This window comes from Streptomyces sp. NPDC058662, from assembly GCF_042716255.1.
Taxonomy (GTDB): Bacteria; Actinomycetota; Actinomycetes; order Streptomycetales; family Streptomycetaceae; genus Streptomyces.
The window spans coordinates 1-18,354 of sequence record NZ_JBHXRU010000114.1 but is presented as its reverse complement, the minus strand read 5'-3'; the positions used below and the strand labels follow the sequence as shown (position 1 = coordinate 18,354).

Annotated in this window: 14 protein-coding genes; 7 read left to right on the top strand and 7 right to left on the bottom strand. The window is 73.5% G+C overall.

All coding sequences use genetic code 11. From position 1 onward, the window contains the following. Positions 1–158 precede the first annotated feature (158 nt). Complete coding sequence (locus ACFWUQ_RS27510; protein WP_384543310.1) at positions 159–1,250, top strand: WxL protein peptidoglycan domain-containing protein; 1,092 nt, start codon at positions 159–161, stop codon at positions 1,248–1,250. Positions 1,251–1,314: 64 nt separating this feature from the next. Here ACFWUQ_RS27510 and ACFWUQ_RS27505 read toward each other — a convergent pair whose 3' ends face one another. The 4 genes from ACFWUQ_RS27505 to iolC are packed head-to-tail and all read right to left on the bottom strand — an operon-like array spanning position 1,315 to position 6,518. Further along, entirely contained in the window at positions 1,315–2,814 is a 1,500-nt protein-coding gene (locus tag ACFWUQ_RS27505; protein ID WP_384543308.1) for a CoA-acylating methylmalonate-semialdehyde dehydrogenase, read from the bottom strand. Between the two features lie 11 nt (positions 2,815–2,825). Further along, positions 2,826–4,694 carry a 3D-(3,5/4)-trihydroxycyclohexane-1,2-dione acylhydrolase (decyclizing) gene (iolD, locus tag ACFWUQ_RS27500; protein WP_384543304.1) on the bottom strand — a complete coding sequence of 623 codons (1,869 nt, stop codon included), beginning with the start codon at positions 4,692–4,694 and terminating at the stop codon, positions 2,826–2,828. After that, entirely contained in the window at positions 4,691–5,587 is an 897-nt protein-coding gene (iolB, locus tag ACFWUQ_RS27495) for a 5-deoxy-glucuronate isomerase (protein WP_384543318.1), read from the bottom strand. Before iolB ends, iolD begins: the two co-directional genes overlap by 4 nt. Before the next feature lie 7 nt (positions 5,588–5,594). Beyond that, positions 5,595–6,518, bottom strand: a complete 924-nt coding sequence (iolC, locus tag ACFWUQ_RS27490) for a 5-dehydro-2-deoxygluconokinase (protein WP_384543316.1) — start codon at positions 6,516–6,518, stop codon at positions 5,595–5,597. 115 nt (positions 6,519–6,633) lie between these two features. Here iolC and ACFWUQ_RS27485 point away from each other — a divergent pair, with 115 nt between their 5' ends. The 5 genes from ACFWUQ_RS27485 to ACFWUQ_RS27465 all read left to right on the top strand — a co-directional run bounded on the left by ACFWUQ_RS27485 (position 6,634) and on the right by ACFWUQ_RS27465 (position 11,869). Beyond that, on the top strand, positions 6,634–7,548 hold the full coding sequence (locus ACFWUQ_RS27485) for a sugar phosphate isomerase/epimerase family protein (RefSeq protein WP_384543302.1): 915 nt from the start codon (positions 6,634–6,636) through the stop codon (positions 7,546–7,548). A gap of 20 nt (positions 7,549–7,568) precedes the next feature. Continuing rightward, entirely contained in the window at positions 7,569–8,579 is a 1,011-nt protein-coding gene (locus tag ACFWUQ_RS27480; RefSeq protein WP_384543299.1) for a Gfo/Idh/MocA family protein, read from the top strand. Positions 8,580–8,824: 245 nt separating this feature from the next. Further along, positions 8,825–9,025, top strand: a complete 201-nt coding sequence (locus ACFWUQ_RS27475) for a MarR family transcriptional regulator (protein WP_384543297.1) — start codon at positions 8,825–8,827, stop codon at positions 9,023–9,025. Between the two features lie 147 nt (positions 9,026–9,172). Then, positions 9,173–9,406: a heavy-metal-associated domain-containing protein gene (locus tag ACFWUQ_RS27470; protein WP_384543313.1), complete on the top strand. Its 234-nt coding sequence runs from the start codon at positions 9,173–9,175 to the stop codon at positions 9,404–9,406. Between the two features lie 192 nt (positions 9,407–9,598). Further along, a complete protein-coding gene (locus ACFWUQ_RS27465; protein ID WP_384543294.1) occupies positions 9,599–11,869 on the top strand; it encodes a heavy metal translocating P-type ATPase in 2,271 nt (756 codons plus the stop codon). Positions 11,870–12,216: 347 nt separating this feature from the next. On the opposite strand, the gene ACFWUQ_RS27460 is transcribed toward ACFWUQ_RS27465, so the two are convergent. From ACFWUQ_RS27460 to ACFWUQ_RS27450, 3 genes are all read right to left on the bottom strand, one after another. Beyond that, positions 12,217–13,506, bottom strand: coding sequence for a citrate synthase (locus ACFWUQ_RS27460; RefSeq protein WP_384543292.1), 1,290 nt, complete (start codon positions 13,504–13,506; stop codon positions 12,217–12,219). Positions 13,507–13,688: 182 nt separating this feature from the next. After that, on the bottom strand, positions 13,689–15,941 hold the full coding sequence (locus tag ACFWUQ_RS27455) for an ATP-dependent RecD-like DNA helicase (RefSeq protein ID WP_384543289.1): 2,253 nt from the start codon (positions 15,939–15,941) through the stop codon (positions 13,689–13,691). Between the two features lie 320 nt (positions 15,942–16,261). Continuing rightward, entirely contained in the window at positions 16,262–17,221 is a 960-nt protein-coding gene (locus ACFWUQ_RS27450; RefSeq protein WP_384543287.1) for an EamA family transporter, read from the bottom strand. Positions 17,222–17,321: 100 nt separating this feature from the next. On the opposite strand from ACFWUQ_RS27450, the gene ACFWUQ_RS27445 reads away from it, so the two are divergent. Continuing rightward, positions 17,322–18,230, top strand: coding sequence for a LysR substrate-binding domain-containing protein (locus ACFWUQ_RS27445; RefSeq protein ID WP_384543285.1), 909 nt, complete (start codon positions 17,322–17,324; stop codon positions 18,228–18,230). Positions 18,231–18,354 lie beyond the last annotated feature (124 nt).

Here is an 18,354-nt window from a genome sequence, read left to right as displayed (position 1 = left end):
CCTTCCTCCCGCGCCCCCCCCCGGCCCCGGGCCGGCCGGGCCCCCCGCGCGGCCGGGCGCGCGGGCCCCCCCCCCCCCGCCCCGGCGCGGCGGGGGGGGGGGGGCCCCCCGGCCCCCCCACCACCCTTCCCCGTCCGCCCCCCACTGGAGTCCCGCCCATGCGCACCCGCACCCACGCACCCCGCGCCCGCCGCGCCGCGCGCCCGGGGCCGCTGCTCCGCCTCGCCAAAATGCTCGGGCTGCTCGGGCTGCTCGGAGTGCTCGGACTGCTCGGACTGCTGCTCCCCGGCGCCGGGCCCGCGCTGGCGGCGGACAACGGCACCTGGGGGGTCTTCCCGACGCCCCCGGCCGGTGCGGCGATGACCGACCGGGCGTACTTCTTCCACCAGGCCCCGGCCGGTGCCGCCGTCCGCGACAGCGTGACGATCCTCAACTCCTCGGACGCGGAGCTGACGTTCCAGGTCTTCGCGACCGATGCCGTGAACACCCCGTCCGGCGGCGCCTTCGCGCTGCTGCCGGTGGAGACGAAGCCCCGCGACGTGGGCGCGTGGACAGCGCTGCCGCCGGAGACCGCGTCCACGGTCACCGTGCCGGCCAAGGGCCGCAAGGACCTGCCGTTCACCGTGACGGTCCCCGCGGACGCCGCGCCCGGCGACCACATCGGCGGGATCGTCGCCCTCAACACCGCCGTGGAGGGGGTGCAGCAGGAGGGCAAGGTCAAGGTCGGGGTGAAGCGCTCGGTGGGAGCCAGACTGTACTTCCGCGTACCCGGACCCGTGACCCCCGGGCTGAGTGTGGAGGACGTCCGGGTGCACAGGTCGGCGCCGCTGCTGCCCTGGGTCAAGGAGGCCCGCGCCACGATCTCGTACGCCCTCGTGAACCGCGGCAACGTGGTCGTCGAGCCCCGGGTGGCGATCTCCGCCCAGGGGCTCTTCGGGCGCACGGTGCTGGACCGCCCGGCGCGCGAGTCGAAGCCGGTGCTGCTGCCGGGCCAACGTGTCGAGTTGACCGAGCCGTGGCCGGACGCGCCGCAGTCGGACTGGGTCGACGTGGAGGTCACGGCCGGGGCGGCCGCGTACCCGGATCTGCGCTCGGCGTCCGGGACCGGCTTCCTCGCCGTCCCGTGGCCCGCTGCGGGAGCCGTCCTCGCCCTGGCGGCGGCCGCCCTCGCACTCCGCACCGTACGCCGCCGCCGCTCCGGCACGCCGCACCCCCCGGAGCCGCAGCGCTACCCGGCCCCCACCCGCTGACCGCCGGGGAACAGCAGCACCCCCGGCCGGTGAGGGGTGGCCGGGGGTGCTGGGCGGGGGGGTGTCAGTGGTTGCGGGGGAAGCCGAGGTCCACGCCCGCCGGGGCGTCCGAGGGGTCCGGCCAGCGGGTCGTGACGACCTTGCCGCGTGTGTAGAAGTGGATGCCGTCGGGGCCGTAGATGTGGTGGTCGCCGAAGAGCGAGTCCTTCCAGCCGCCGAAGGAGTGGTAGCCCACCGGCACCGGGATCGGCACGTTGACGCCGACCATGCCCGCCTCGATCTCCAGCTGGAAGCGGCGGGCGGCGCCGCCGTCACGGGTGAAGATCGCGGTGCCGTTGCCGAACGGCGAGGCGTTGATGAGCGCCACGCCCTCCTCGTAGGTCTCGGCGCGCAGGACGCACAGCACCGGCCCGAAGATCTCGTCGCGGTACGCGTCGGAGTCGGTCTTCACGTGGTCGAGGAGGGACAGCCCGATCCAGTGGCCGTTCTCGTTGCCCTCGACCGTGTAGCCGGTGCCGTCCAGGACCACGTCGGCGCCCTGGGCGGCCGCGCCCGTCACGTACGAGGCGACCTTGTCGCGGTGGGCGGCTGTGATCAGCGGGCCCATCTCGGACGTGGGGTCGTTGCCGGGGCCGACCTTGATCTTCTCGGCGCGCTCGCGGATCTTCTCGACGAGGGTGTCGGCGATCGAGCCGACGGCGACGACGGCCGAGATCGCCATGCAGCGCTCGCCGGCCGAGCCGTAGGCGGCGGACACGGCCGCGTCGGCGGCGGCGTCCAGGTCGGCGTCGGGCAGGACGAGCATGTGGTTCTTGGCGCCGCCCAGTGCCTGCACGCGCTTGCCGTTGGCGGAGGCGGTGGTGTGGATGTGGCGGGCGATCGGGGTGGAGCCGACGAAGGAGACGGCCGCGATGTCGGGGTGGGCGAGCAGCGCGTCGACCGCGACCTTGTCGCCGTGGACGACGTTCAGCACACCCGCCGGCAGGCCGGCCTCGGTCATCAGCTCGGCCAGCTTGTTGGCGGCCGAGGGGTCCTTCTCGCTGGGCTTGAGGATGAACGTGTTACCGCAGGCCACGGCCAGCGGGAACATCCACATCGGAACCATCGCCGGGAAGTTGAACGGGGTGATGCCCGCCACGACGCCCAGCGGCTGGCGGATGGAGGAGACGTCGACCCGGCTGGAGACGGAGGTCGACAGCTCGCCCTTGAGCTGTGTGGTGATCCCGCAGGCCAGTTCGACGATCTCCAGGCCGCGCGCGACCTCGCCCAGCGCGTCCGAGTGGACCTTGCCGTGCTCGGCGGTGATCAGCTCGGCGACGGCGTCGCGGTTGGCGTCCAGCAGGGCGCGGTAGGCGAACAGCACCTTGGTGCGGGCGGCCAGCGAGGACTGGCCCCAGGTGAGGAACGCCTCGCGGGCGACGCGTACCGCCGCGTCGACCTCCTCGGCCGAGGCCAGGGCGACGCGGGTGGTGACCTCGCCGGTCGCCGGGTCGGTGACCGGGCCGTAGTTGCCCGACGCGCCCTCGACGGTCGTGCCACCGATCCAGTGGTTGACGGTCTTCATGCCTTGCTCCTTCACAGATGGCGACGTCGCTGCGCGGCTTGCCGGTCGTACTCTTCACGGGCCTCGACCGCCGCCTCGCGGGTCGCGGTCTCGGCCACAGGAACATCCCACCACGCCTGTGCCGGGGGCGGGCCCGACACAGTGTCGGGTGTTCGGGTCTGTGCGTAGACACATGTGGGACGGTCCGCCAGCCGTGCCTGCGCGAGGGCTTTGCGCAGGTCACTGATGGTGCGGGTACGGATCACCGCCATGCCGAGGGAGGCTGCGTTGGCCGCGAGGTCCACCGGCAGGGGGTCGCCCGTGTACGAGCCGTCGGGCGCCCGGAAGCGGTAGGCGGTGCCGAAGCCCTCGCCGCCGACCGCCGCCGAGAGCCCGCCGATGGAGGCGTAGCCGCGGTTGTCGACGATCACCACCTTGATCGGGAGGCGCTCCTGCACGGCGGTGACGATCTCGGTGGGGTTCATCAGGTACGTGCCGTCGCCGACGAGCGCCCACACCGGCCGGCCGGGCGCGGCCAGCGCGACGCCGATCGCCGCCGGGATCTCGTAGCCCATGCAGGAGTAGCCGTACTCCACGTGGTACTGGTCCCCCGACCGGGCCCGCCAGAGCTTGTGCAGGTCGCCCGGGAGGGATCCGGCGGCGTTGACCAGGACGTCCGTGTCGTCCACGAGGCCGTCGAGCAGCCCCAGCACCTGGGCCTGGGTGGGGACGGCGTCCTCGTCCGGGGCGGCCCAGGCCTGGTCGACGCGGGTCTCCCAGGTCTGCCGGGCGCGCCCGTACGCGTCCTCGTACGAGGGCTCAACACGGTGGCCGGCGACCGCCTCCCGGAGCTCGTCGAGGCCCTCGCGGGCGTCGGCGACGAGGGGCAGGGCCGCGAGCTTGTGGGCGTCGTACGGGTCGAGGTTGAGGCCGACGAAGCGGACCCCGGGGTGCTGGAAGAGGGTTCCCGAGGCGGTGGTGAAGTCGGTCAGCCGGGTCCCGGCGGCGATGACGAGGTCGGCCTCCCGGGCCAGCGCGTCGGCGGTGGCCGTTCCGGTGTGCCCGATCCCGCCCGCGTCGGCGGGGTGCCCGTGCGGCAGGACGCCCTTTCCCGCCTGTGTGACGGCCACCGGGATCCCGGTGGCCTCCGCGAAGGCGGCCAGCGCCGCGCCGGCTCCGCTGTGCCGGACTCCGCCGCCGGCCACGACCAGGGGCCGGGCGGCGGCCCGTACCGCGGCGGCGGCCGCGGCGAGCTCGTCGCGGTCGGGCCGGGGCCTGCGGACGCGCCACACCCGCTCGGCGAAGAACTCCGGCGGCCAGTCGTACGCCTGCGCCTGCACGTCCTGCGGCAGCGCGAGGGTGACGGCGCCCGTCTGCACGGGGTCGGTGAGCACCCGCACGGCCTGGAGGGCGGCCGGGATCAGGGCCTCGGGGCGGGTGACCCGGTCGAAGTAGCGGGAGACGGGCCGCAGGGTGTCGTTGACGGAGAGGTCTCCCGCGTACGGGACCTCCAGCTGCTGGAGCACGGGGTCGGCGGGACGGGTCGCGAAGGTGTCCCCAGGCAGAAGGAGCACCGGGATCCGGTTGACGGTGGCCAGGGCGGCGCCGGTGACGAGGTTGGTGGCGCCGGGCCCGATGGAGGTGGTGACGGCATGCGCGGAGAGCCGTCCGCTCTGCCGGGCGTAGCCGACGGCGGCGTGCACCATGGCCTGCTCGTTGCGGCCCTGGAGGAAGGGCATGGCGGCCGGGCCGCTCTCCAGGAGCGCCTGCCCGATCCCGGCGACGTTGCCGTGCCCGAAGATTCCCCAGGTGGCGGCGATGAGCCGGTGGCGGCGCCCGTCCCGCTCGGTGTACTGGCAGGCGAGGAAGCGCAGGAGTGCCTGCGCGACGGTCAGTCTCATCGGGGTGCCTCCGCCCGGTGGAGGGGCAGGTGGGGGAAGGGCAGCCGGGGGTCGATGTCCTGCCCGTCCCAGCTGTCGCGGATCCAGCGGTGGTCGGGATGGTCGCGGATCAGCCACGCGCGGGGCTCGCCCGGCGGTCCGGCCATCACGTTCAGGTAGTACATGTCGTGCCCGGGGGCGGCGATGGAGGGGCCGTGCCAGCCGTCGGGGATGAGGACGGCGTCCCCGGTGCGCACCTCGGTGAGGATGTCGGTGCTCCCGGCGGGTGAGGGTGTCACGCGCTGGTAGCCGACGCCCGGGGTGTCCCCGTGCGGGGCGATCTCGAAGTAGTAGATCTCCTCCAGCCGGGACTCCTCGCCGGGATGGTGCTCGTCGTGCTTGTGGGGCGGGTAGGAGGACCAGTTGCCGCCGGGGGTGAGGACCTCGACGGCGATCAGGCGGTCGCAGGGGAAGGCGTCGGCCGCGGCGAAGTTGTTGACCTGGCGGGAGCAGGCGGCCGCGCCGCGGAGCTCCACCGGGACGGCGTCGGCGGGGCCGTACCGGGCCGGCAGGCGGGTGGTGCAGCGGGCGCCGATGAGGGCGAAGCGCCCGCCGGCGGCCGACTCGATCCCGACGTGCGCGTCGCGCGGCACGTACGCGAAGTCGGTGACGGCCTCGAACACCCCGGCCCGGCCGCGCAGTTCGAGGACCTCCGGTCCACCGGCGGCGTCACTCCCCGGCTCCCGCGCCCCGACCGCCGGCGGGGGCGAGGACGCCGGCTCGGCCGTGAGGGCGCGGCAGTGGACCCGGCAGCCGCCCGACAGCGGGAGCACGATCCATTCCCACTCCCCGCACGGGTGCGCGTACCGCTCCCCCGGTGCCAGGTCGAGGACGAGGAGCCTCGTCCACCGCATCTCCCGCTCACACACCACCGGCACGGCCGAGCACCTCCTCCACCTCGGCGGGGTACGGCATCGCCGAGGAGCACGCCAGCCGCGATGCCACGATGGCCCCGGCGGCGTTCGCGTACCGCACCGCCCGTTCCGGGTCCCAGCCGGCGAGCAGGCCGTGGCACAGCGCGCCGCCGAACGCGTCGCCCGCGCCCAGCCCGTTGACCACGTCCACCGGCACCGGCGGGACCTCGGCCACCGTTCCGTCCCGGTGGACCGCCAGCACACCCCGCGGGCCCCGTTTGACCACGGCCAGTTCCACGCCGGCGGCGAGCAGGGCCCGCGCCGCCGCGTGCGGATCCGATTCGCCCGTGGCGATCTCGCACTCCTCCGGGTTCCCCACGGCCACGGTCGCCCGCGCCAGCGCCTGTTCGTAGTGCGGCCCTGGTTTCTCCCGCCACAGCGTGGGCCGCCAGTCCAGGTCGAAGACCGTCGTACCGGACTTCGCGCGCGCCTCCAGGGCCGCCAGGGTGGCCGACCGGCTCGGCTCCTCGCTGAGGCCGGTCCCCGTCATCCAGAAGACGCGGGCGGCCCGTACGGCCTCCAGGTCCACCTCATGCGCCGCGATCTCCAGGTCCGGGGCCTTGGGGTGGCGGTAGAAGTACAGCGGGAAGCGGTCCGGCGGGAAGACCTCGCAGAACGCGAGGGGGGTCGAAAGGCCCTGGACCTCGCCCGCCCACCGGTCGTCCACCCCGAATCCGCGCAGCTCGGAGCGGAGGTAGGCGCCGAAGGGGTCGGCTCCGGTACGGGTGATGAGCGCCACCCGCCGTCCCAGCCGGGCCGCCGCCACGGCCACGTTGGCCGGGGAGCCGCCCAGGAACTTGCCGAAGGTGTCCGCCTCCGCCAGCGATACGCCGGTCGTCAGCGGGTAGAGATCCACCCCGATCCGCCCCATGGTGATCAGGTCGAAGGTGATCGGGTCGCCGGTCACAGTCAGTCCTCCCAGTCCTCTGCCGCGTTCGCTGCCGCGTTCTGCGCCACGTTCCCTGCCGCGACCTAAGGTGGCCGCTATGACGTCCTCCCCGCCCGCGTTGACCCGTATCCGCATCGGTTCGGCTCCGGACTCCTGGGGGGTCTGGTTCCCCGATGATCCCCGGCAGACCCCCTGGAAGCGCTTCCTCGACGAGGTCGCGGACGCCGGGTACGAGTGGATCGAGCTGGGCCCCTACGGCTATCTGCCCACCGATCCCGTCCGCCTCGCCGAGGAGACGGCCCGGCGCGGGCTGCGGGTCTCGGCCGGCACGGTCTTCACCGGACTCCATCACGGGCCCGCCGTGTGGGAGGAGACCTGGGAGCACGTGTCGCGGATCGCGGCGCTCACCCGGGACATGGGCGCGGCCCATCTCGTGGTCATCCCGTCCTTCTGGCGGGACGACAAGACCGGGGAGGTCCTGGAGGACCGCACCCTCACTCCCGGCCAGTGGCGCGAACTGGCCGCCCAGACCGAGCGCCTGGGCCGGGAGGTCCAGGACCGGTACGGGCTGCGGATCGTCGTCCACCCGCACGCGGACACCCATATCGACACCCCCGAGAACGTGGCCCGTTTCCTGGACGCCACCGATCCCGCCCTCGTCTCCCTCTGCCTGGACACCGGGCACTACGCGTACTGCGGCGGCGACAGCGTCGCGGCGATCGAGGCCTTCGCCGAGCGGATCGGGTACCTGCACCTCAAGCAGGTGGACCCGCGGATCCTGGGCGAGGTCGCCGCCGAGGGGCTGCCCTTCGGACCCGCCGTGGGGCGCGGGGTGATGTGCGAGCCGCCGTCGGGCGTGCCGGCGCTGGAGCCGGTGCTGGCGGCGGCCCAGCGCCTCGGTGTGGACCTCTTCGCCATCGTCGAGCAGGACATGTACCCCTGCCCGCCCGACCGGCCGCTGCCGATCGCCCGCCGCACCCGCGCCTACCTGCGCTCCTGCGGCGCCCGCTGACCCTCCGGAAGGAACACGACATGAGCACGCTCGGCATCGCCGTCATCGGCACCGGGAAGATGGGCGCGGACCACCTCCGCAGGATCGGGCGGACCGTCGGCGGGGCCCGGGTGGTGGCTGTGGCCGACCCGGACGGGGACCGGGTGAAGGCGGTCGCGGGCGCGCTGGACGGCGCGAGCGCGCACACCGACCCGGCGGCGGCGATAGCCGCGCCCGGTGTGGAGGCCGTACTGATCGCCTCCCCCGGGCCCGCCCACGAGGAGGCGATCCTGCGCGCCCTGGAGCGCGGGCTGCCGGTGCTGTGCGAGAAGCCGCTGACCCCGGACCCGGCGGGGGCGCTGCGTGTGATGGAGGCCGAGCAGCGACTGGGGCGGCGCCTGGTGCAGGTGGGGTTCATGCGGCGCCACGACGCCGAGTACGAGCGGTTGAAGGAGCTCCTGGACGCGGGCGCGATCGGGCGGCCGCTGTTCCTGCACTGCCGGCACCGCAACGCCGCCTCGCCGTCCTTCTTCACGAGCGACATGCTGATCAGCGACTCCGTCGTGCACGAGGTGGACGCGGCCCGCTGGCTGCTGGGGCAGGAGGTCACCGCGGTGTCCGTGCTGTCCCCCACCCCGTCCTCGACCGCGCCGGAGGGGCTGGGGGACCCCCGGCTGGTGCTGCTGGAGACCTCCGGCGGCGCCGTCGTCGATGTGGAGATCTTCGTCAACTGCGGTTTCGGCTACGAGGTGAGGTGCGAGGCCGTCGGCGAGTCGGGCAGCGCGTCCATCGGCGACCAGCGCGCGATGGTGGTGCGGTCCGCGGGCCGGTGGGGCGGCGAGATCCCCCAGGACTTCACGGTGCGCTTCGCGGACGCCTACGACCGGCAGTTGCGGCGCTGGGTGGCCGCGGCCGCGCGGGGCGGCGTGGCGGGGCCCGACGCCTGGGACGGCTACGCGGCGGCGGCCGTGTCCGAGGCGGGTCTGACGGCCGCCCGCGAGGGCGTACGGACCTCCGTGGACATGGTGGAGCGCCCGGCGCTGTACCGCTGACCGGCGGCCTCCGCCCCGCTGCCGCACCGCGCGACCCTTGTGCCGCCTGTGTCACAAGGGTCGCCCGCGTGTCACGCATGTCCGCGTTACGCGGGTCTTCCGTCACAGGCGGGCGACAGCCCCTCCCTTGCCTTCACCGTCCGTCGTTCCCCGGGCACAACCCGAGTGATCGTCACTGTCCACGCGCCGGCTCCCCCCGACGGCCTCCCGGCCGGCCCGGCGGCGTGGACCAGGAGGTGTCGTGCATGAGCGACCGACAGCTGTGGTCGTACAAGGAGATCGCCGCCCACATCCGGGTGCAGCCGGACACCGTGCGCTCGTACCGCAAGCACGGGCTGCTGCCCCTGCCCGACCATGTGGAGGGCGGCAAGCCCTACTGGTACGCCGACACCGTCCGCGCCTGGGTGGCGCGCCGTCCCGGCAACCGGGGCCGCCGCGAGGACTGAGGGCAGCCGGTGGGACGAGCGGGCGAAACGGAGGCGCCCCTCCCTCGCATCCATACCCCCTAGGGGTATAGTCTCGGTATGTCGGGAGGACGGTGGAGCGATCCGCCGCCCCCGGTGACCGGACACGCCCCCGAAGAGGAGAACGACATGACCGCCGAGACGGACACCCAGACCACCACCGTCTACCGGGTGACCGGCATGACCTGCGGGCACTGCGAGGGCGCGGTGACCGCCGAGCTCACCGCCCTGCCGGGCGTCAGCTCGGTCAAGGCCGTCGCCGCCACCGGCGAGGTCACCGTGGTCTCCGCCGCCCCGCTCGGCGACGAGGACGTCCGCGCCGCCGTGGACGAGGCCGGGTACGAGTTCGCCGGCCGCGCCTGAGCGGCAGCCGGCCACCCCTGAGCGGCGGCCGGCAGCGCCGCGACACCGGCCGCTGCCGGCCGCGGCAGCCGCCCGGCAGCGGCCGCGGCGACCGGCCGCACCGCGTCGCAGTACTCCGCAGTACCCCGCCGGGCCGTACCGGCCAGCTCATACTGGTTCCGTACGGCCCGGCCCTCCCCCTGGAGCCGGAAGATGACCAGCAGCACAGTGCACGACGGACCCATAACGGCGGTCGAGCTCTCGATCGGCGGGATGACCTGCGCCTCCTGCGCGGCCCGCATCGAGAAGAAGCTCAACCGGATGGACGGCGTCGAGGCCACGGTGAACTACGCCACCGCGAAGGCCTACGTCTCCTACGGCGGCGACGTCCAGGTCGCCGACCTGATCGCGACCGTCGTCAAGACCGGCTACACCGCCGAGGAGCCCGCGCCGCCCGCCCCCGCGGCCGCCGACGAGGAGCGGGCCGAGGCCCCCGACCCGGAACTGGCCGCGCTGCGCGAGCGCCTGCTGGTCTCCACCGTCCTGGCGCTGCCCGTCGTACTGCTGGCGATGGTCCCGGCCCTGCAGTTCGACAACTGGCAGTGGCTCTCCCTCACCCTCGCCTCCCCTGTCGTCGTCTGGGGCGCGCTCCCTTTCCACCGGGCCGCCTGGACCAACGCCCGGCACGGCGCCGCCACCATGGACACCCTGGTCTCCGTCGGCACCCTCGCGGCTTACGGCTGGTCCCTGTGGGCCCTGTTCTTCGGCCACGCGGGCATGCCCGGCATGCGGCACGACTTCGTCCTCCTCAGCTGGCAGGGGGGCGCCGTCGCCCGCACCGACGGCTCCTCCGCCCTCTACCTGGAGGTCGCCGCCGGAGTCGTCAGCTTCATCCTGCTGGGCCGCTACCTGGAGGCCCGCTCGAAGCGGAAGGCGGGCGCGGCCCTGCGGGCCCTGCTGCAGCTGGGCGCCAAGGACGTCGCCGTCCTGCGCGGCGGCCGCGAGGTCCGCGTCCCGGTCGGCGAGCTCGCGGTCGGCGACCGGTTCGTCGTCCGTCCCGGCGAGAAGATCGCCACCGACGGAACGGTCGTCGAGGGCGCCTCCGCCGTGGACGTGTCGATGCTCACCGGCGAGTCCGTCCCGGTCGAGGTCTCCACGCACGACACGGTCACCGGCGCCACCGTCAACACCTCCGGACGGCTGGTCGTCGAGGCCACCCGGATCGGCGCCGACACCCAGCTCGCCCGGATGTCCCGGATGGTGGAGGCCGCGCAGAGCGGCAAGGCCGAGGTGCAGCGCCTCGCCGACCGGATCTCCGCCGTGTTCGTCCCCGTCGTCCTGCTCCTCGCGCTCGGCACCTGGGTCACCTGGCTGCTCGTCGCCGACGACCCCGCGGCCGCCTTCACCGCCGCCGTCGCCGTCCTGATCATCGCCTGCCCCTGCGCCCTGGGCCTGGCCACGCCGACCGCGCTGATGGTCGGCACCGGCCGGGGCGCGCAGCTCGGCATCCTGATCAAGGGACCCGAGGTACTGGAGTCCACCCGCCGGGTGGACACCGTCGTCCTCGACAAGACCGGGACCGTCACCACCGGCCGGATGGCCCTGGTCGGCGTCTTCCCCGCCGAGGGCACCGACGAGGTCGAACTGCTGCGCCTGGCCGGGTCGCTGGAGCACGCCTCGGAGCACCCGATCGCCCGGGCTGTGGCCGCCGGAGCGGCCGAGCGGGCCGGCGCCCTGCCCGTCCCGGAGGGCTTCGAGAGCCTCGCCGGGCTCGGCGTCCAGGGCGTGGTCGACGGGCACGCGGTTCTGGTGGGGCGCGAACGACTGCTGGCCGACCGGTCGATCACCCTGCCGGCCGCCCTCGCTCAGGCCAAGTCGACCGCCGAGGCCGCCGGCTCCACAGCCGTCCTGGTGGCCTGGGACGGCGCGGCGCGCGGGGTCCTGACGGTGGCCGACGCGGTGAAGGCGACCAGCGCCGAGGCGGTCACCCGGCTGCGGGCCCTGGGCCTGACCCCGGTGCTGCTGACCGGGGACAACGAGGCCGTCGCGCGGACGGTGGCCCGCGAGGTGGGCATCGACGAGGTGATCGCCGAGGTGCTCCCCCAGGACAAGGTGGACGTCGTGCGCCGGCTGCAGGCCGAGGGCCGCACGGTGGCCATGGTCGGCGACGGGGTCAACGACGCGGCCGCGCTGGCCCAGGCCGATCTGGGCCTGGCCATGGGGACCGGCTCCGACGCGGCCATCGAGGCCGGCGACCTGACCCTCGTACGGGGCGACCTGCGGGTGGCGGCGGACGCGATCCGGCTCTCCCGCCGCACCCTGGCCACCATCAAGGGAAACCTCTTCTGGGCCTTCGGCTACAACGTGGCGGCCCTGCCGCTGGCGGCCGCCGGCCTGCTCAACCCGATGATCGCCGGGGCCGCGATGGCCTTCTCCTCGGTCTTCGTCGTGAGCAACAGCCTGCGGCTGCGCACGTTCCGCTAGTGGATCTCCCTCCCAGGGCCCACACACTTCCTTCACGGGAGACGCAGATCACAGTGACGGCAACGTAACCATCCGGGGCCGGCACGAGTCTAATGGGGCGGTGCCAGGAACGTCTTGGGGGACGTTGCCGGAGGTCCTGGGGGACGACCGAGGCGCCGGCCGGCCGGGACACGTGCCTGCGGGAGGCCCGAGCGGCCCTCCCGACCCGAGAACGGGTCCCGGCACACACCGACGCCCTGGATCGGGTCCCGTGGGGGGAATCCGTTCCGGGGAAAGGAAAGCGCCCCGACCGTCGACCCGTGGGGGGATCGACGGCGGGGCGCTTTTCGTACGCCTGGAGGCTCGGGTCAGCGGGCCTCGACCGGGACGAAGTCGCGCAGGACCTCGCCGGTGTAGATCTGGCGCGGACGGCCGATGCGGGAGCCGGGCTCCTTGATCATCTCGTGCCACTGGGCGATCCAGCCGGGGAGCCGGCCGAGCGCGAAGAGCACGGTGAACATCTCGGTCGGGAAGCCCATGGCCCGGTAGATCAGACCGGTGTAGAAGTCCACGTTGGGGTAGAGGTTGCGCTCGACGAAGTACTCGTCGGCCAGCGCGTGCTCCTCCAGCTTGAGCGCGATGTCCAGCAGCTCGTCGCTCTTGCCGAGCGCCGAGAGGACGTCGTGCGCCGCAGCCTTGATGATCTTCGCCCGGGGGTCGAAGCTCTTGTAGACGCGGTGCCCGAAGCCCATCAGGCGGACGCCGTCCTCCTTGTTCTTCACCTTGCGGATGAAGGCGTCGACGTCGCCGCCGTCCTGCTTGATGCCTTCCAGCATCTCCAGGACGGACTGGTTGGCGCCACCGTGCAGCGGGCCCCACAGGGCCGAGATGCCGGCCGAGATCGAGGCGAACATGTTCGCCTGCGAGGAGCCGACCAGGCGCACGGTGGAGGTCGAGCAGTTCTGCTCGTGGTCCGCGTGCAGGATCAGCAGCTTGTCGAGCGCCGAGACCACGACCGGGTCCAGGTCGTACTCCTGGGCCGGCACGGAGAAGGTCATGCGCAGGAAGTTCTCGACGTAGCCGAGGTCGTTGCGCGGGTAGACCACCGGGTGGCCGACCGACTTCTTGTACGCGTAGGCCGCGATCGTCGGAAGCTTGGCCAGCAGTCGGATCGTCGACAGGTGGCGCTGCTGGTCGTCGAACGGGTTGTGGCTGTCCTGGTAGAACGTCGACAGCGCGCTGACCACGGAGGACAGCATCGCCATCGGGTGCGCGTCGCGCGGGAAGCCGTCGTAGAAGCGCTTCACGTCCTCGTGCAGCAGCGTGTGCTGGGTGATCTCGTTGCGGAACGACGCGAGCTGGTCGACCGTCGGCAGCTCGCCGTTGATCAGCAGGTACGCGACCTCGATGAACGTCGAGCGCTCGGCCAGCTGCTCGATCGGGTAACCGCGGTAGCGCAGGATGCCCTGCTCACCGTCGAGGTAGGTAATCGCGGACTTGTACGCCGCGGTGTTGCCGTAGCCGCTGTCCAGAGTGACGAGCCCGGTCTGGGCCCTCAGCTTCGAGATGTCGAAGCCCTGGTCGCCGACGGTGCTCTCGACCACCGGGTAGGTGTATTCACCGTCCGCGTACCGGAGTACTACAGAGTTGTCGCTCACGTCATCCCTCACCGACGTAGTGCCTCTTCTTCGAGGTGCCCTGACTGCCTCTACCTTCCCCCATTTGGCGCAGGAGAGTGCACTCGGGGTCGGCCTTCGGCGCTCCTGGCGGCACTGAGTGCCGCCAAGCTGCTCATCCTGCACCCTCCGCACCGGCGGTGGAACCCCAAATGATCGATCATCTAGGTGATGTTTCCCACCGGTATCCGGCCGGACAGCCTCGCCGCGACCGCCGTGTACCTCCTGCCTGCGGAAACCGTACGCACCGCCTGCCCCAGGGCCTTGCGTGACCCGACCAGGACGACCAGTTTCTTCGCCCGGGTCACCGCCGTGTACAGCAGGTTCCGCTGGAGCATCATCCAAGCCCCGGTGGTGACCGGGATCACCACCGCGGGATATTCACTCCCCTGGGAGCGGTGGATGGTGACGGCGTAGGCGTGGGCCAGCTCGTCCAGTTCGGCGAACTCGTAGCCGACCTCCTCGTCCTCCTCCGTCCGTACGGTCAGGCGCTGTTCGTCGAGGTCCAGGGCGGTGACCACGCCGACCGTGCCGTTGAAGACGCCGTTGGCCCCCTTCTCGTAGTTGTTCCGGACCTGGGTCACCTTGTCGCCGACCCGGAAGACCCGGCCGCCGAACCGCTTCTCGGGCAGGTCCGGCCGGGCCGGGGTGATCGCCTGCTGGAGCAAGCCGTTGAGGTTCCCCGCGCCGGCCGGCCCCCGGTGCATGGGGGCCAGCACCTGGATGTCGCGGCGCGGGTCGAGGCCGAACCTGGCCGGAATGCGTCGGGCCGCCACGTCCACGGCGAGCACTCCGGCGGCCTCGGTGTCCTCCTCCGGGAAGAGGAAGAAGTCCGGCAGCCCGTCGGTGAGCGGCGGCAGACCGGTGTTGATCCGGTGGGCGTTGGCGACCACGCCCGACTGCTGGGCCTGCCGGAAGATCCGCGTCAGGCGGACGGCGGGTACCGGGCCGTCCTCGGCCAGCAGGTCCCGCAGCACCTCCCCGGCGCCGACCGACGGCAGCTGGTCCACATCCCCCACGAGCAGCAGGTGGGCGCCCGGCGCCACGGCCTTGACGAGCTTGTTGGCCAGAAGCAGGTCCAGCATGGACGCCTCGTCGACCACGACCAGGTCCGCGTCCAGCGGGCGCTCCCGGTCGTACGCGGCGTCCCCGCCCGGCTTCAGTTCCAGCAGCCGGTGGACCGTGGAGGCGTCGGCGCCGGTGAGCTCGGACAGCCGCTTCGCCGCCCGGCCGGTGGGCGCGGCGAGCACCACCTTGGCCTTCTTCGCCCGGGCCAGCTCCACGATCGAGCGGACGGTGAAGGACTTGCCGCAGCCCGGCCCGCCGGTGAGGACGGCGACGCGGCGGGTCAGCGCGAGGCGGACCGCGTCCCGCTGCTCGGGGGCCAGGGCGGCCCCGGTGCGGCCCGCGAGCCAGCCCAGTGCCCGGTCCCAGTCCACGTCGCGGAAACCGGGCATCCGGTCCTCCTCGGCGTGCAGGAGCCGGCGCACCTGGCCGACCAGGGACAGCTCGGCGCGGTGGAAGGGCACCAGGTACACGGCGGTCAGCGGATCCGGGCCGCCCTGCGGGTCCGGCACGGACTCCCGTACGACGCCCTCCGGGTCGGCGGCGAGTTCGGCCAGGCAGTCGATGACGAGCCCGGTGTCGACCTGGAGCAGTGTGACGCCGTCGGCGATGAGCCGCTCCTCGGGCAGGAAGCAGTGGCCCTGGTCGGTGGACTGCGAAAGGGCGTACTGGAGTCCGGCCTTGACCCGCTCGGGGCTGTCGTGCGGGATGCCGACGGCCTGGGCGATGCGGTCGGCGGTGAGGAAGCCGATGCCCCACACGTCGGCGGCGAGCCGGTAGGGCTGGTTGCGCACCACCGAGATGGAGGCGTCGGCGTACTTCTTGTAGATGCGGACGGCGATGGAGGTGGAGACGCCGACGCCCTGCAGGAAGACCATGACCTCCTTGATGGCCTTCTGCTCCTCCCAGGCGGCGCCGATCAGCTTCGTCCGCTTGGGGCCGAGTCCGGGCACCTCGATCAGCCGTTTCGGCTCGCCCTCGATGATGTCCAGGGTCTCGGTGCCGAAGTGGTCGACGATCCGCTCGGCGATCCTCGGGCCGATGCCCTTGATGAGGCCGGAGCCGAGGTAGCGGCGGATGCCCTGGACGGTGGCCGGCAGGACGGTGCGGTAGTTCTCCACCGCGAACTGCTTGCCGTACTGGGGGTGGGAGCCCCATCGGCCCTCCATGCGCAGCGATTCGCCGGGCTGGGCCCCCAGCAGGGAGCCGACGACCGTGAGGAGGTCGCCGGCGCCGCGGCCGGTGTCGACGCGGGCGACCGTGTAGCCGCTCTCCTCGTTGGCGTAGGTGATGCGTTCGAGCACGCCCTCGACCACCGCCAGTTGCACAGCCCGCGCCGCGTCCGTTGCCATGGAGCGAAGCTACCGTCCGGCTCGGACAGCGCGCGGGCCCTGGGGACAACGCCCGGGAGCGCCCCGGAGAACCAGAAGGGGGTCAGGCCTCGCGGCCGGACCCCCTCACGGTTACCCCTCCCTCGTCGGACTTCCCGATCCCCCCAGATCCCCTCCCGGAAGTACCGACGCACCATACGACCGCCGATCCCCGCCGGGGGTTGCACGCGTCCGCGCACCTTTGCCTTTCCATTACCCAACTCCCGTCCGAGGTGCCGGTGAACCGGCACAGAAGGAGCGTTTCCGGCAGGACTGCGGGCTTCCGCGCGGCGCCCGCGCCCTCACGGGGCGGGACGGGCGGCGCCGGCGGGCTCCGGGGCGGAGGCCGCACGCGCTTCGGGCGCCGGGGCGGTACGTGCGCCGGGCGCGGAGGCCGTACGCCCGCCGGGCGCGGAAGCCAGCGAGGTCAGGGCCACCCCGCCGACCAGCAGCACCGCCGCGAGCCAGCGCATCCCGGAGACGGGCTCACCGAGGACCAGGGCGGCCGAGGACATCCCGAACACGGGCACCAGCAGCGAGAACGGCGCCACCGAGGAGGCCGGGTAGCGGCGCAGCAGGTAGCCCCAGGCGCCGAACCCGAAGACGGTGGACACCCAGGCGACGTATCCGAGGACGGCCGCTCCGGACCAGTCCAGGGCGCGCAGCGCGGCCAGGTCCCGCTCCGGCCCCTCCAGCAGCAGGGAGAGGGCGAGCAGCGGGAGCACCGGGACCACGCAGACCCACACCATGAAGTTCAGCGCGTCGGGCGGGGCGGCCTTGCGCGTCAGCACGTTCGACACCCCCCAGCAGGCGGCGGCCGCGACCACGAGCACGAAGCCGAGCACCGGTCCCGACGTGCCCCCGTCGGCGGCGGCGACGGCGATCCCGGCGAGCGCGACGGCCATGCCGGCAACCCGCACCCGGCCCGGCCGTTCGCGCAGGACGAAGGCGGCGAGGACGGCGGTGAAGACGGCCTGCGCCTGGAGCACGAGCGAGGACAGCCCGGCCGGCATCCCGGCGTCCATGCCGGTGAAGAGGAGGCCGAACTTGGCGATGCCGAGCGCCGCTCCGACCGCGAGGATCCACTTCCACGCCACCTTCGGGCGCCCGACGAGGAACACGGCGGGCAGGGCGGCGACGAGGAAGCGCAGCGCCGACAGGAGCAGCGGCGGGAAGTGGTCGAGGCCGATCTCGATGACCACGAAGTTGAAGCCCCAGACGGCGGCGACGAGCACGGCGAGGGCGGTGTGTACGGGACGCATGCTCCGAGCATCGACGCCCCGATGATGTAGCACCAGCGCGGATCTCTTCCGGGATGAATGAAGCGTTGCTTACGCCTGCTGGCGGTGCCACGATGGGAGCATGCTCGATCTCGCCCGGTTGCGCGCCCTGCACGCCGTCTCCGTCCACGGCTCGGTCGCGGGCGCGGCGGCCGCCCTCGGCTACACCCCCTCCGCGGTCTCGCAGCAGATCTCGAAGCTGGAGCGGGAGACCCGTACGACCCTGCTGGAGCGGCGGGGGCGCGGAGTGGCCCTCACCGAGGAGGCCCGCCATCTGGCGGACGCGGCACGGCAGTTGCTGGCGATCGTGGAGCGCGCCGAGACCACGTTGGAGGAGCGGCGGGGGCAGCCGAGCGGGCTGCTGACGGTGGCCGCCTTCGCCTCGGCGGCGCGCGGACTGCTGCCGGGGGTGCTCGCGGACCTGGCGCGGCGGCACCCGGACCTGGACGTGCGCCTCACGGAGGTGGACCCGCACCTGTCGGTGGACCTGGTGGCGCGCGGGGTCACCGACCTGGCCGTGGCGCACGACTGGGACATCGCCCCGCTGCCGGCGCCCGAGGGCATCGAGCAGGCGGTGATCGGGGACGACCGGTGCGATCTGGTGGTGCCGGCCGGACACCCCTTCGCCGACGGCCGCACCGTGCGGCGGACGGACCTCGGCGCGGAGCGCTGGGTCTGCCAGCCGCCGGGGCGGATCTGCCACGACTGGCTGGTCCGGACCCTGCGCGCGGCCGGACTCGAACCGGACATCGTCCACGTCGCGGAGGAGAACCACACCATCGTCGCCCTGGTCGCCGCCGGTCTCGGGGTGGCCGTCGTCCCGCGGCTCGGTACGGGCGGGCTGCCGCCGGGCACGGTGGCGGTACCGCTGGAGCCGGGCCCCGTACGCCGGCTGTACGCCCTGTGGCGGACCGGCGCGGCCCGCCGCCCGGCGATCACCGAGGCCGTCCGTACGCTCCAGGAGCACTGGGCCGACGCCCAGGCCGCGTAGCCGTCCGGGCCCGCCCGCGGCGCGGGCGCCCCGCGCGTCCGCCGCCCCCCGGCGCCGGAACCGCGCCGGCCCCACCTGCCGGCCGCCCCGCCCCCCGCCCCCGTTCACGCCCAACACCCTCCGG

Excerpts from the sequence above, each read along its gene's own strand:
- iolC (WP_384543316.1), bottom strand. The coding sequence starts at position 6,518 with ATGGGGCGGATCGGGGTGGATCTCTACCCGCTGACGACCGGCGTATCG.
- ACFWUQ_RS27485 (WP_384543302.1), top strand. The coding sequence starts at position 6,634 with ATGACGTCCTCCCCGCCCGCGTTGACCCGTATCCGCATCGGTTCGGCT.
- iolB (WP_384543318.1), bottom strand. The coding sequence starts at position 5,587 with ATGCGGTGGACGAGGCTCCTCGTCCTCGACCTGGCACCGGGGGAGCGG.
- ACFWUQ_RS27475 (WP_384543297.1), top strand. The coding sequence starts at position 8,825 with ATGAGCGACCGACAGCTGTGGTCGTACAAGGAGATCGCCGCCCACATC.
- ACFWUQ_RS27455 (WP_384543289.1), bottom strand. The coding sequence starts at position 15,941 with ATGGCAACGGACGCGGCGCGGGCTGTGCAACTGGCGGTGGTCGAGGGC.
- ACFWUQ_RS27470 (WP_384543313.1), top strand. The coding sequence starts at position 9,173 with ATGACCGCCGAGACGGACACCCAGACCACCACCGTCTACCGGGTGACC.
- ACFWUQ_RS27450 (WP_384543287.1), bottom strand. The coding sequence starts at position 17,221 with ATGCGTCCCGTACACACCGCCCTCGCCGTGCTCGTCGCCGCCGTCTGG.
- ACFWUQ_RS27465 (WP_384543294.1), top strand. The coding sequence starts at position 9,599 with ATGACCAGCAGCACAGTGCACGACGGACCCATAACGGCGGTCGAGCTC.
- ACFWUQ_RS27505 (WP_384543308.1), bottom strand. The coding sequence starts at position 2,814 with ATGAAGACCGTCAACCACTGGATCGGTGGCACGACCGTCGAGGGCGCG.
- ACFWUQ_RS27445 (WP_384543285.1), top strand. The coding sequence starts at position 17,322 with ATGCTCGATCTCGCCCGGTTGCGCGCCCTGCACGCCGTCTCCGTCCAC.
- ACFWUQ_RS27480 (WP_384543299.1), top strand. The coding sequence starts at position 7,569 with ATGAGCACGCTCGGCATCGCCGTCATCGGCACCGGGAAGATGGGCGCG.
- iolD (WP_384543304.1), bottom strand. The coding sequence starts at position 4,694 with ATGAGACTGACCGTCGCGCAGGCACTCCTGCGCTTCCTCGCCTGCCAG.
- ACFWUQ_RS27510 (WP_384543310.1), top strand. The coding sequence starts at position 159 with ATGCGCACCCGCACCCACGCACCCCGCGCCCGCCGCGCCGCGCGCCCG.